Genomic DNA, 13,018 nt, shown 5'->3' with positions numbered 1-13,018 from the left:
ATTTTTATTTTGTGCTTTTTTTCTTATAATTTACACTTTCCATTGGTCAGATAAACTTTTAGTATTACTTTTGCTCAATTGATATTTATTCTAAATAAAATGAGAGGGAAATTTACTATAGGATTAATTAGCTTTTGCTTTTTATTATTTGCATCAACATCGGCTTTTGCACAACAAAAAACAGTCATAAAAGGAACTGTTACAGCTATAAATGGTGAACCTTTAGAAAATGTGTCAGTTCAATTAAGAGGAACTAAAATTGGTGCTCTTACAGATAGTCAGGGTGTATATGAAATAAAAAATATAAGCTCAGGAAACTATACAATTCGTATATCGGCACTTGGTCATACCTCAAAAGAAAAGAAAATTATTGTTAGCGGCGAACCCGAGATCGTAGAAAATTTTATACTTACTACTAATACTGAAGAACTAGAAGAAGTTTTTATTAAAGGCGGCATCAATAAATACAACAAATCTGAGAGTCCTTATGTCTCGAAAATGCAGATTAAAAATCTTGAAAATTCACAAGTTTACAGCGTTGTAACAAAAAGTTTGATGAGAGATCAATTGGTTATCAACCAAGATGAAGCTTTAAAAAATGTACCAGGATTGTATCAGCTTTGGGCGGCAACGGGCAAAGTAGGCGATGGAGGTTCATATTTCGCTTCTCGCGGATTTGTAACGCAAAGTTTATTAAGAGACGGAATCGCCGGAAAAATCACCAATAGTGTTGATGCGGCAAACCTGGAAAGAATTGAAAGTATAAAAGGGCCTTCGGCAACACTTTTTGGAAGTATCTTAACTTCTTATGGGGGATTGATTAACCGAGTTACCAAAAAACCAACCGAAACTTTCAGGGGAGATATTAGTTATCAATCCGGAAGTTATGGATTAAACCGATTATCAGCAGATCTTAATACTCCTTTAAATGATGATAAAACTGCTTTATTACGAATAAATGCGGCTTACAACGATGCAAATACTTTTCAGGACTACGGAAAAAACAGAAGTTACTTTGCAGCTCCTTCCTTTTCATATAAAATAAACGACAAAGTAACGATTTCTATTGATGCCGAATTATCAACAGTTAATTCATCATCGCCGGCATTTACTTATATTCCATACGGACAAACTCCAAACAGTATTAATTTATATAGCGCGAAAGAAATTGCCAGAGACTGGAAAAGATCTTTTACAGGCGGCGAATTTATGATGAATACTAAGACTACTAATATTTTTGCACAGGCTCATTATCAAATCAATGAAAACTGGAAATCGCAGACTATTTTTAGTTCAAGTGCTAATCAATCTGATGGTCCGCAGGCCTGGTTTTATTTATTAGGAAACAACAAAATGTCGCGAAATGCCTGGAATATGGTAGGAAAAGACAATATCATTGAATTCCAGCAAAACTTTAATGGCCAGACACAACTTTTTGGCATGAAACATCAATTGCTTTTTGGCGGAGATATTTTAAGATCTGAAACCAATAGCAGTCTTGGCTATCTTAGTGGAGATCCCAATAATCCGTTTAAAACAGATTATGATATTGTAGATTATACCGCTGCTAATGCCAATTATTACAATTTCAACCCAAACAATATCGAGCCGTTATTTGTAAACGGTTATCAATATAGAACTATTACCTCTTTGACGACTTACAGTGTATATGCTGCAGATGTGATCAATATTACAGATCAGTTAATTCTTTCGGCAGCTTTACGTTTTGATCATTATAAAAATAACGGGACTTACGATCCTTCAACAAATATCAATTCGGGAGCTTTTTCGCAGAATGCCTTTTCTCCAAAATTTGGGCTTGTTTACCAAATTATAAAAGACAAGGTTTCTGTTTTTGGAAATTATCAAAATAGTTTTAAAAACATGGGATACTTATTTGCCAATGTAAACGGAAATCCAGAATTAAAACAATTTGATCCCGAAAAAGCAAATCAATTTGAAGCAGGTTTTAAACTAAATGTGTTAGACAATAAATTAAGCGCGAATTTAAGTTACTATAATATTGAGGTAAAAGATATTGTTCGTGCAGGCCAGGTAGTTAACACTAACGTTCAGGATGGAAATCAAACTAGCAAAGGTTTCGAACTTGAAGTTACTACAAACCCAATTTCAGGATTGAACCTTATTTTTGGATATGCCTACAACAATAGCAAATTAAACAATGCAAATGCCGACGTAAACGGTCTAAGACCTGAAACTGCCGGACCTGAAAACTTAATTAATTACTGGATTAGTTACAGCCTCCCAACTTCTAAACTAAGAGGTTTAGGTTTTGGTATTGGAGGAAATTACGGCAGTGAAACTTTTGTTTACAACCGAAATCCAACAGGTTCAGGAAATCCTGCAGATGTTGAAGCCTTTGTTTTACCATCATACTCTATTGTAAACGCTACCTTATATTACGACCAGCCAAAATACAGACTTACTTTAAAGGCAGATAACCTGACAGACGAACTTTATTTCAATGGTTATACAACAGTAAATGTACAGGCACCAAGAACTTTTATGGGAAGTATTACTTATAAATTTTAAGTTCAATTATAAATGAACTTTATTAGACAGTCTTTCATTTAATGTTATTTTTGCCTCCAAAAAGATTCTTTTTTTAAAATGGGATTTAAAACAAAAATACGTTTTCTGCATAAATGGCTCGGATTAATTTCCGGGCTAATTGTTTTTATAGTTTGCATTACCGGATGCATTTTTTGTTTTCATGATGAAATAAAAGACATTACGCGAAAAGAATGGCGTTTCGTTGAGCCTCAAAATAAATCTTTTGTACTGCCTTCGGTTTTGCAGGATAAAGCAAAAGAAATCCTCCCGAATAATAAAGCGAGCATGGTTTCTTATTATGGCAGAAATCGCTCGGCAATTGTTTTTACTTATTCGGATACCGAAAATTTATATCTCTATTTTAATCCGTACACAGGAAAATATTTAAAAACCGAAAATCCGGAAACCGACTTTTTTATCATTGTCGAATACATTCACCTTTATCTTCTCCTTCCTGATTATATAGGGAAACATATTATTGGCGGTGCAACGATCATATTTATTCTTTTGCTGATATCGGGAATAATTCAATGGTGGCCAAAACGTAAAAGCGATATTAAAAGAAGTTTTACTATAAAATGGTCTGCAAAATGGCGTCGTGTAAATTATGACTGGCACAATACTTCTGGTTTTTACATTGCTTCAATCGCACTTATTCTGGCCATAACCGGTTTGACTTTTACATACGATTGGGTTGGCAACGGAATTTACAAAGCTTTTAATTTGGGCGGAGACAAGTCGGTTGAGACAAAAGCACCAGTAATTGACACCACAAAGTTTGAATCAAATTCGATTAAAGCTGTTGATCGTGCTTTTATGGAAACAGTAAAGTTACAGCCAAAAGCCGAAATGGTTTTTGTTTTATTTCCACAGCAAAAAGGAGACGTGATTAATACCGGAGCTTATCCGCATACATTACGATACGATCATCAAAGCAATTATTATTTTCATCCGCAAGATGGAAAATTAATTCAAAGCGATCCTTACCACACAAAAAGTTTAGGCTTGCAGGTTGTCGAAATGAATTATGGTATTCACACAGGACAGATTTTAGATTTGCCCGGAAAAATCATTGCCTTTACAGTTAGTTTAATTGCTTCGGCTTTACCCGTAACAGGTTTTGTAATTTGGTTTGGAAGAAAGAAAAAATCTAAAAAACAGAAATAAAAAAAAACGTCCCGTTAAAAACGAGACGATTATTTATAAATTTTCGAAACTCAATTAGTTTCTGTTTGCTAAAGCATTTTTTTGTAAGTTTCTAACTGAGGTCACTTTGTTGTCTACATAAGCAACTTCGCTTAAATTGTTTTCATTAAAGAAAATCCAATTTCCAGTTTTCACTCCATCTGTGTATTCTCCAACGGCTTTTTTATGTCCTTTTTCGTCATAAGATACCCAGACACCGTCTAATTTACCATCCTTATAAAAGCCTTCTTGCTGTACCCTGCCATTATCATAATAGTATGTAGCTTTTACCTTGTTTCCAACAGCTTCTAATTCCGGATTTGCTTCTTGTGCAGTTACTATTCCAGAGAACAACACTGCAGCTAAAATTATACTCTTTTTCATATCTTTAGGTATTAATGTTTTTAGAAATCTTTATCAAATATACTTATTAGTTTACATTAAAAAAACTTTTACTTAACAATTTGGTAACATTGAATAAAAACTTAACATTGGAAAATTTCCAAAAACAAAAAAACCAACGCTGAAGTATTGGTTTTACTGGTATTCTAGTAAAATACTAAAATTACGATAACGTTATATATTTGGTAAATAAATTAGTTCAATATTGAATCTAACTGCTTTTGAAGGTCTGGAGACGAAGGTCTTTCGGCATCAGCACTCACAACATTACCTTTTGGATCAATTAAAATAAATCTCGGAATTCCGTCTACTCCATAATTTACAACAAACTCAGACTCCCAGTCCTTATCAGCAAATAACTGTACGCCGCCAAGCTTTTTATCAGTTACAAACTTTTTCCATTTTTCATTATCTTTCGCTTTATCAATAGAAATACTCACAAACTCGATGTTTTTCCCATGGTATTTTTCTTCAATCTTTTGCAGGTAAGGAATTTCAGCTCTGCAAGGTGCGCACCAGGTTGCCCAAAGATCAATGTAAATGTATTTACCTTTTAAATCAGAAAGTTTTGTTTTTCCTCCTTTAAAGTTTTCATAATCAAATTCAGGAGACGGCTTTCCTTTTAGCTTATTCATTTTAACGGCACTTGCATAACGCTCAATTGAGAATTGAGTAAAATTCGCAAAATTGCTTTTCATTGACGTTATAAATTCTTTGTCAAAAGTTCCTTTCTCCAAACTTTCATTATCAGCCTTTTTCTTAGCCTCTAATAATACTTCAAATTCAGCCTGTTCTTTAGAAAAAGCTTCGTTGTCAAATTTTTCATTTCTCAATGCCTGCTGCGCTAAAAAGTTGCTCTCATCAACACCTTTACCACTGTAAACAATAGTTTCATCAAACATTTTAGCATCCATCGTCAGATTAACTTGTGAATTTGGTTTTAAATAGAAGCGCGAAGATTCTGTTCCGTCAGAAAAAATATAAAATCCCTGAGGAGCTTCAAAATCTGCAGAAAAAACACCTTTTTTGTCTATCGGAATGACCTGTTTAAAATTGTTGTTTCCTTTAATAACTAAAGTATCGCTGTTTCTATTGGCAATCTTAGCTGTAAATTTTATTTGATTTTTAGCCTGACCTATAACATTCAAAGCACTAAAGATCAACAGACCCGTAACAAAAAGTTTTTTCATAGTATTAAAGTTCGTTTTTAGAGAATCAAATCTAAAGAAATAACAGCTTCCAAATTTCAGAATTAACAAAATTTTTAAAATTATAAGCATCAAGTTTATCACTTTACTATATTATCTTGAATTTTGTATTTACTTTTGCAGTCTAAAATTGAGATTATGTATAGAAGTCATAATTGCGGCGAATTAAACGCTTCAAATATTAATACCGAAGTTACACTTGCGGGCTGGGTTCAAAAATCACGTGATAAAGGATTTATGAATTGGGTCGATTTACGCGACCGTTATGGAATTACACAACTTATTTTCGACGAAAGTCGTACCGATAAAACCGTTTTTGAATTAGCCAAAACTCTTGGTCGTGAGTTTGTAATTCAGGTAAAAGGAACTGTTATTGAGCGTGAAGCCAAAAACAAAAATATCCCAACTGGTGAAATCGAAATTTTAGTTTCAGAATTGAATATTTTGAATACCGCTTTAACGCCTCCATTTACAATTGAAGATGAAACTGATGGCGGTGAAGATATCAGAATGAAATATCGTTATCTTGATATTCGTAGAAACCCGGTAAAAAACAGTTTATTATTTCGTCATAAAGTAGCGATGGAAGTTCGTAAATATCTATCTGATTTAGATTTCTGCGAAGTTGAAACGCCTTACTTAATCAAATCGACTCCTGAAGGAGCAAGAGATTTTGTTGTGCCAAGCCGTATGAACGAAGGGCAGTTTTATGCGTTACCGCAATCACCTCAGACTTTCAAACAGCTTTTGATGGTTGGAGGCATGGATAAGTATTTCCAAATCGTGAAATGTTTCCGTGATGAAGATTTGCGTGCGGACCGTCAGCCGGAGTTTACACAAATTGACTGCGAAATGGCATTTGTAGAGCAAGAAGACATTTTGAATGTTTTTGAAGGCCTGACAAGACATTTATTAAAAGAAATTAAAGGTATTGAAGTAGACAAGTTCCCAAGAATTACCTACGACTATGCTATGAAGACATACGGAAATGACAAACCAGACATTCGTTTTGGGATGAAATTTGGTGAGTTAAATGAATTTGCACAACACAAAGAATTCCCGGTTTTTAATTCGGCTGAATTAGTTGTGGGAATCGCAGTTCCGGGAGCCGGAAATTACACGCGTAAAGAAATCGACGGATTGATTGACTGGGTAAAACGTCCGCAGGTTGGAGCATCTGGAATGGTGTATGTAAAATGCAACGAAGATGGAACTTATAAATCATCTGTAGATAAATTTTACGATCAGGACGATTTAACAAACTGGGCAAAAGCGACAGAAGCAAATCCTGGCGACATGATTTTTGTGCTTTCTGGACCGGCAAATAAAACACGTGCGCAGCTTTCTGCTCTTCGTATGGAATTAGCGACTCGTTTAGGATTGCGTAATCCTGAAGAATTTGCTCCTTTATGGGTTGTAGACTTCCCATTATTAGAGTTAGACGAAGAAAGTGGCCGATACCATGCAATGCACCATCCATTTACATCTCCAAAACCAGAAGATATGGCTTTACTGGAAACAGAACCAGGAAAAGTTCGTGCAAATGCTTATGATATGGTTTTAAACGGAAATGAAATTGGCGGCGGGTCTATTCGTATTCACGATAAAGCTACACAGCAATTAATGTTTAAATATTTAGGATTTACCGAAGAAGAGGCAAAAGCACAATTTGGTTTCTTAATGGACGCATTTCAATTTGGAGCACCACCCCACGGCGGGTTAGCTTTTGGTCTTGACAGATTAGTTGCTATTTTAGGAGGACAGGAAACTATTAGAGATTTTATTGCTTTCCCTAAAAACAATTCTGGACGTGATGTTATGATCGATGCTCCAGCTGCAATTGACGATGCTCAATTAAAAGAATTACACATTAAAATTGATGCTGTATAAAAATTATAAAATTTAAATACCAAAAAAGCGGCTGAAAAAAAATCAGCCGCTTTTTTTTGTCAAAATTTATAAAAATAATCCTAAAATATCCTTTTTTCAATTTATCAAATTCCTACAATTTGCCTGTTTTTATATTCCTACAATTAATGATTCTCAAATTATGGTATTTCATATAAAATTTGATGCAATAAACCACGTAAAAACACTGGAAATCAATAATTTTTACAAAAAATTAACAGGTATATGTCTTTTGTATGAATTTATATATTACATTTGCTTTATTATAAATTATTATTACAATTACAATGCGTACAGGTACAGTAAAATTTTTCAATGAATCTAAAGGTTATGGATTCATTACAGACGAAGAAACAGGAAAGGACATCTTCGTTCACGCTTCAGGAATTAACGCGGAAGAATTACGCGAAGGTGACCGTGTAAGCTACGAAGAAGAAGAAGGAAGAAAAGGGAAAGTTGCTGCTAAAGTAGCAGTAATCTAAGAAAAATATAGCAATTTATTTTTTTTGCCTCTGAATGGTTTAAAACGTTTCGATTAATTTCGAGACGTTTTTTTTTGCTCATTTCTTAAAAAAATATTAAAAAACGAGAATGTTATTTATAATCAATAAAAATTACAGGTAAACGCGGTTTCATACAGTACTTATCTCCCCCTTTAGTTTGTGATTTACGTAGTTGAAAGTTATCTTTGTGGCTTATTCTTTAAGTAAAAAAGTTAAGCTTATGCAATCTGATCAATACAGTTACATTCCTATCTTAATGCAGTTCATTCTGGCAGTTGGTTTTGTAGTAGGAACAATCATTATTTCTGGAAAATTAGGCCCAAAAAGAACCTCTGAAGTTAAAGATAAAAACTTCGAGTGTGGTATCGAATCTGTTGGTAATGCCCGTATTCCTTTTTCTGTTAAATATTTCCTGGTTGCGATTTTGTTTGTATTGTTTGACGTAGAGGTAATTTTCCTTTACCCTTGGGCAGTAAACTTTAAAGATCTTGGCGTAGAAGGAATGCTTAAAATGATCGTTTTCATGTCATTGCTTTTAGTGGGATTTTTCTACATCATCAAAAAGAAAGCTTTAGAGTGGGAATAAGAAATTTTTGATTTCCAGATTTAGATTTTAGATTATTTTGATCTCGAATTTAGATTTGAAAACTTAATTTCTCGAAATACAATAACGATTTTAAAAATATAGATCACAGACCAAGATTTGAAAGAATCTGAAATCTAAAATCTAAAATCTAAAATAAAATGAGCGATTCAAATGTAAATATGGTTGCGCCACCGGAAGGAGTTGTAGGAGAAGGTTTCTTCGCTACAAAACTAAATGATGTTGTGGGTTTGGCACGCGCGAATTCTCTTTGGCCTCTGCCGTTTGCTACATCTTGCTGCGGAATTGAGTTTATGGCCACAATGGCATCACATTACGATTTAGCAAGATTTGGATCTGAGCGTGTGAGTTTCTCTCCTCGTCAGGCAGATATGCTATTAGTAATGGGAACTATTTCAAAAAAAATGGCTCCAATTTTAAGACAAGTTTACGAACAAATGTCTGAGCCGCGCTGGGTAATTGCTGTTGGAGCGTGTGCTTCATCAGGCGGAGTTTTCGATACTTACTCGGTTTTACAAGGAATTGATAAAGTAATCCCTGTTGACGTTTATGTTCCAGGATGTCCTCCTAGACCAGAACAAATAGTTGATGGAGTAATGAGATTACAAGAATTGGTAAAAAGCGAATCTGTTAGACGCAGAAGCTCTCCAGAATACCAAGAATTATTAGCTTCCTATAACATTTCATAAGATGGCTTTAGAAAATACCCTGATCCAAGATAAACTTACAGAAACATTTGATTCAAGTGTTTTTAACTTTCAAGAAGAAAGAGATGTTTTTTCATTAGAAACAACAGCTGAAAAAATTACAGCTTTAATTCTTTTTTTAAAAAATGATTCTGAGCTGCGTTTTCACTTTTTAACAGATTTATGCGGGATTCATTATCCAGACAACGATCTTGATCGTCAGTTTGCAGTAGTGTACCACTTACACAACTGGTACGAAAACAAACGTATTAGAATTAAAGTTTATTTAAATGGTGAAAAACCAGAGATCAAAACTGTTTCAAATATTTTCCTGAGTTCGAACTGGATGGAAAGAGAAACATATGATTTCTTTGGAATCAATTTTATCGGCCACCCGCAGTTGAAACGTATTTTGAATATGGATGAAATGGTATCTTTCCCGATGAGAAAAGAATTCCCAATGGAAGACAGCGGAAGAACTGATAAAGACGACAGATTCTTTGGAAGAACAACAACAAATTGCTAAAAAATAAATAATTCAACATTATAAAATGTCAGAACTATTATTACCACCAGAGCATCGTTATGCTAAAATAATTAAGGAGAAACTTAACGAAGACGGAAGCGAGCTTTCGGTTCTGAACTTAGGTCCAACTCACCCTGCGACTCACGGTATTTTTCAAAATATCCTATTAATGGATGGTGAAAGAATTCTGGAGGCAGAGCCAACTATTGGCTACATCCACAGAGCTTTCGAGAAAATTGCCGAAAATCGTCCGTTTTATCAAATTACTCCTCTTACAGACCGTATGAACTATTGCTCCTCTCCTATTAACAATATGGGATGGTGGATGACATTAGAAAAGCTATTAGGTGTCGAAGTTCCAAAAAGAGCACAATACTTAAGAGTTATCGTAATGGAGCTGGCTCGTATTACAGATCACTTAATCTGTAACTCGATTCTTGGAGTTGATACTGGTGCGTATACTGGTTTCTTATACGTTTTTCAATTTAGAGAAAAAATCTACGAAATCTACGAAGAAATTTGCGGAGCTCGTTTAACTACAAATATGGGAAGAATTGGTGGTTTTGAAAGAGACTGGTCTCCAGAAGCTTTCAAAAAACTAGATACTTTCCTTGAAGAATTTCCAATTGCCTGGAAAGAATTCGAAAACTTATTCGAAAGAAACAGAATTTTCCTTGACAGAACTGTAAACGTAGGTGCAATTTCTGCAGAGCAGGCTATGGCTTACGGATTTACAGGTCCAAACTTGCGTGCTGCCGGAGTTGATTACGACGTACGTGTTGCACAGCCTTACTCATCTTACGAAGATTTTGATTTTATTGTTCCTGTTGGAAAATCAGGTGACACATACGATCGTTTCTGTGTCCGTAATGCTGAAGTTTGGGAAAGTTTAAGCATTATTCGCCAAGCTCTGGACAAAATGCCGGCTGGAAATGAATATCATGCAGAAGTTCCTGATTATTACCTTCCTCCAAAAGAAGATGTATATAACTCGATGGAATCTTTAATCTATCACTTTAAAATCGTAATGGGAGAAGTTCCTGTTCCGGTAGCCGAAATTTACCACCCTGTTGAAGGCGGAAACGGAGAGATAGGTTTTTATCTAGTGACAGACGGAAGCAGAACTCCATATAGATTACATTTCAGAAGACCTTGTTTTATTTACTATCAGGCATATCCTGAAATGATTAAAGGCTCGCTGCTTTCTGATGCGATTGTTATTCTTTCTAGTTTAAATGTAATCGCAGGAGAGTTAGACGCCTAAAATATTGTAAATTTTAGATTGTAGATTTTAGATTACTGATTGAAAATGCAGATTTTAGAATTTAGATTTAAAAATTATAATTAGGAATTGAAAAATTCAGATTGAAGAATCTAAAACTTAAACAATGATTGAAGAATCATAGATTATAGACAAAGATTGAAAAAATCTAAAATCTAAAATCCGAAATCTAAAATTAAAAATGGAACGTAAACATTACAAACAAGAAATAAATATGACTGAGGCATTGATGAACCGCATCAATGAATTGATCAGCCATTATCCGGAAGGCAAACAAAAATCGGCTTTACTGCCTGTTTTGCATGAAGTGCAGGATGCGCATAACAACTGGCTTAGCATTGAATTGCAAGACAAAGTTGCCGAAATTCTTCAGATAAAACCAATTGAGGTTTATGAAGTGGTTACATTTTACACCATGTTCAACCAAAAACCAATTGGAAAATACATGTTTGAGTTTTGCCAGACATCTTGTTGTTGTTTAAATGGTGCCGAAAATTTAATGGATTACACTTCTGAAAAATTAGGCATTAAAATGGGCGAAACAACTCCAGACGGAATGTTTACCATTGCCGGTGTAGAATGTTTAGGTGCCTGCGGATACGCTCCGATGATGCAGTTAGGCGATTTCTACAAAGAAAAACTGACAGAAGATAAAATCGATCAGTTAATCGCTGATTGCAAAGAAGATAAAATAATATTACACGATAAATAAGATGTCACAAAAAATATTATTAGATAAAATCAATATTCCGGGAATTAAAACCTACGAAGTATATCGCCAAAATGGTGGTTATGCCTCTGTAGAAAAAGCATTAAAGACACTTACACCGGATGAAGTTACTGAAGAAGTAAAAAAATCAGGTCTTCGTGGTCGTGGAGGCGCGGGTTTCCCGGCCGGAATGAAATGGAGCTTTATTGATAAAAAATCAGGAAAACCAAGACACTTAGTTTGCAACGCCGACGAATCAGAACCAGGAACATTCAAAGATCGTTATTTGATGGAATTTATTCCTCACTTATTGATTGAAGGAATGATTACTTCTAGTTTCGCTTTAGGTGCCAACCTTTCATACATCTACATTCGTGGAGAATATATGTGGGTTTTCAAAATTTTAGAAAGAGCAATCGCCGAAGCAAAAGCTGCCGGATGGTTAGGAAAAAATATATTAGGTACAGGTTACGATCTTGAACTACATGTTCATTGTGGAGCCGGAGCATATATCTGCGGAGAAGAAACCGCACTTATTGAGTCTCTTGAAGGTAAAAGAGGAAACCCTCGTATTAAACCACCTTTCCCAGCGGTTTCAGGACTTTGGGCAAACCCAACTGTGGTAAACAATGTTGAAACAATCGCAACCGTGCCTTGGATCATCAATAATTCTGGTGATGATTATGCTAAAATTGGTATTGGCCGTTCAACCGGAACTAAATTAATTTCTGCTTCCGGACACATTAAAAATCCTGGAGTTTACGAAATTGAATTAGGTTTAAGTGTTGACGAATTCATGAATTCTGATGAATATTTAGGAGGAATGTCTTCGAGCCGACCATTGAAAGCTTTTGTACCGGGAGGTTCTTCTGTGCCAATTTTACCCGCTGAATTAATCTTTAAAACAGCAAATGGCGAAGACAGATTAATGACTTACGAATCTTTAAGTGATGGTGGTTTTGCTACCGGATCTATGTTAGGTTCAGGCGGATTCATTGTTTACAATGACACTGCTTGTATCGTAAGAAACACTTGGAATTTTGCACGTTTTTACCACCACGAATCTTGCGGACAATGTACACCTTGTCGTGAAGGAACAGGATGGTTAGAAAAAATATTATGGAGAATCGAAAACGGTCAAGGCCGTGAAGAAGATATCGAATTATTGTGGAGCATTCAAAGTAAAATTGAAGGTAATACAATTTGCCCGCTAGGCGACGCCGCTTCTTGGCCGGTAGCAGCAGCTATTCGTCATTTTAGAGACGAGTTTGAATATCACGTTCGTTTCCCTGAAAAGATTAAAAATAGAGAGCACTTTGTTGCTGAACCTTTCTCACAAGTAAAGCATTTAGTAGGCAAACAAACAGTTTAAAATAGTTTCAAGTTTCAAGTTTTTTTAGTTTCAAGTTCAACCTGAAACTTTAAACGTGA

12 protein-coding genes are annotated in these 13,018 nt (G+C 34.9%); 10 read left to right on the top strand and 2 right to left on the bottom strand.

Annotation, left to right across the window (positions count from 1 at the left end):
- The first annotated feature begins 99 nt into the window (after window positions 1-99).
- Both BKM63_RS07210 and BKM63_RS07205 read left to right on the top strand, forming a co-directional pair.
- The gene (locus BKM63_RS07210; protein ID WP_071635940.1) at window positions 100-2,553 is read left to right on the top strand and encodes a TonB-dependent receptor; all 2,454 of its coding nucleotides are present in this window, start codon (window positions 100-102) and stop codon (window positions 2,551-2,553) included.
- Between the two features lie 78 nt (window positions 2,554-2,631).
- Entirely contained in the window at window positions 2,632-3,741 is a 1,110-nt protein-coding gene (locus BKM63_RS07205) for a PepSY-associated TM helix domain-containing protein (RefSeq protein ID WP_071635939.1), read from the top strand.
- Window positions 3,742-3,795: 54 nt separating this feature from the next.
- Here BKM63_RS07205 and BKM63_RS07200 read toward each other — a convergent pair whose 3' ends face one another.
- Both BKM63_RS07200 and BKM63_RS07195 read right to left on the bottom strand, forming a co-directional pair.
- Window positions 3,796-4,143 carry a toxin-antitoxin system YwqK family antitoxin gene (locus BKM63_RS07200; protein ID WP_071635938.1) on the bottom strand — a complete coding sequence of 116 codons (348 nt, stop codon included), beginning with the start codon at window positions 4,141-4,143 and terminating at the stop codon, window positions 3,796-3,798.
- 212 nt (window positions 4,144-4,355) lie between these two features.
- A complete protein-coding gene (locus tag BKM63_RS07195; protein WP_071635937.1) occupies window positions 4,356-5,351 on the bottom strand; it encodes a TlpA family protein disulfide reductase in 996 nt (331 codons plus the stop codon).
- Window positions 5,352-5,507: 156 nt separating this feature from the next.
- On the opposite strand from BKM63_RS07195, the gene aspS reads away from it, so the two are divergent.
- The 8 genes from aspS to nuoF all read left to right on the top strand — a co-directional run bounded on the left by aspS (window position 5,508) and on the right by nuoF (window position 12,959).
- Window positions 5,508-7,259 carry an aspartate--tRNA ligase gene (gene aspS, locus BKM63_RS07190; RefSeq protein ID WP_071635936.1) on the top strand — a complete coding sequence of 584 codons (1,752 nt, stop codon included), beginning with the start codon at window positions 5,508-5,510 and terminating at the stop codon, window positions 7,257-7,259.
- A gap of 305 nt (window positions 7,260-7,564) precedes the next feature.
- Window positions 7,565-7,759 carry a cold-shock protein gene (locus BKM63_RS07185; RefSeq protein WP_007137066.1) on the top strand — a complete coding sequence of 65 codons (195 nt, stop codon included), beginning with the start codon at window positions 7,565-7,567 and terminating at the stop codon, window positions 7,757-7,759.
- Between the two features lie 241 nt (window positions 7,760-8,000).
- On the top strand, window positions 8,001-8,366 hold the full coding sequence (locus tag BKM63_RS07180) for an NADH-quinone oxidoreductase subunit A (RefSeq protein ID WP_071636313.1): 366 nt from the start codon (window positions 8,001-8,003) through the stop codon (window positions 8,364-8,366).
- A 158-nt stretch (window positions 8,367-8,524) separates the two neighbouring features.
- Entirely contained in the window at window positions 8,525-9,073 is a 549-nt protein-coding gene (locus tag BKM63_RS07175; RefSeq protein WP_057121621.1) for an NADH-quinone oxidoreductase subunit B, read from the top strand.
- 1 nt (window position 9,074) lies between these two features.
- Complete coding sequence (locus tag BKM63_RS07170; RefSeq protein ID WP_071635935.1) at window positions 9,075-9,596, top strand: NADH-quinone oxidoreductase subunit C; 522 nt, start codon at window positions 9,075-9,077, stop codon at window positions 9,594-9,596.
- A 25-nt stretch (window positions 9,597-9,621) separates the two neighbouring features.
- Window positions 9,622-10,860 (top strand): NADH-quinone oxidoreductase subunit D, encoded by a 1,239-nt coding sequence (locus tag BKM63_RS07165; protein ID WP_071635934.1) that lies wholly within the window; start codon window positions 9,622-9,624, stop codon window positions 10,858-10,860.
- A gap of 199 nt (window positions 10,861-11,059) precedes the next feature.
- On the top strand, window positions 11,060-11,590 hold the full coding sequence (locus tag BKM63_RS07160) for a complex I 24 kDa subunit family protein (RefSeq protein WP_071635933.1): 531 nt from the start codon (window positions 11,060-11,062) through the stop codon (window positions 11,588-11,590).
- A 1-nt stretch (window position 11,591) separates the two neighbouring features.
- Window positions 11,592-12,959 carry an NADH-quinone oxidoreductase subunit NuoF gene (gene nuoF, locus BKM63_RS07155; RefSeq protein ID WP_071635932.1) on the top strand — a complete coding sequence of 456 codons (1,368 nt, stop codon included), beginning with the start codon at window positions 11,592-11,594 and terminating at the stop codon, window positions 12,957-12,959.
- Window positions 12,960-13,018 lie beyond the last annotated feature (59 nt).

The sequence above is a fragment of the Flavobacterium johnsoniae genome, assembly GCF_001879205.1.
Classification (GTDB): domain Bacteria; phylum Bacteroidota; class Bacteroidia; order Flavobacteriales; family Flavobacteriaceae; genus Flavobacterium; species Flavobacterium johnsoniae_A.
This window is presented reverse-complemented; position numbering and strand designations above follow the sequence as displayed.

Coding starts and splice junctions, on each gene's coding strand:
- BKM63_RS07200 (WP_071635938.1), bottom strand. CDS start 4,143: ATGAAAAAGAGTATAATTTTAGCTGCAGTGTTGTTCTCTGGAATAGTA.
- BKM63_RS07205 (WP_071635939.1), top strand. CDS start 2,632: ATGGGATTTAAAACAAAAATACGTTTTCTGCATAAATGGCTCGGATTA.
- BKM63_RS07185 (WP_007137066.1), top strand. CDS start 7,565: ATGCGTACAGGTACAGTAAAATTTTTCAATGAATCTAAAGGTTATGGA.
- BKM63_RS07160 (WP_071635933.1), top strand. CDS start 11,060: ATGGAACGTAAACATTACAAACAAGAAATAAATATGACTGAGGCATTG.
- nuoF (WP_071635932.1), top strand. CDS start 11,592: ATGTCACAAAAAATATTATTAGATAAAATCAATATTCCGGGAATTAAA.
- BKM63_RS07170 (WP_071635935.1), top strand. CDS start 9,075: ATGGCTTTAGAAAATACCCTGATCCAAGATAAACTTACAGAAACATTT.
- BKM63_RS07165 (WP_071635934.1), top strand. CDS start 9,622: ATGTCAGAACTATTATTACCACCAGAGCATCGTTATGCTAAAATAATT.
- aspS (WP_071635936.1), top strand. CDS start 5,508: ATGTATAGAAGTCATAATTGCGGCGAATTAAACGCTTCAAATATTAAT.
- BKM63_RS07210 (WP_071635940.1), top strand. CDS start 100: ATGAGAGGGAAATTTACTATAGGATTAATTAGCTTTTGCTTTTTATTA.
- BKM63_RS07195 (WP_071635937.1), bottom strand. CDS start 5,351: ATGAAAAAACTTTTTGTTACGGGTCTGTTGATCTTTAGTGCTTTGAAT.
- BKM63_RS07175 (WP_057121621.1), top strand. CDS start 8,525: ATGAGCGATTCAAATGTAAATATGGTTGCGCCACCGGAAGGAGTTGTA.
- BKM63_RS07180 (WP_071636313.1), top strand. CDS start 8,001: ATGCAATCTGATCAATACAGTTACATTCCTATCTTAATGCAGTTCATT.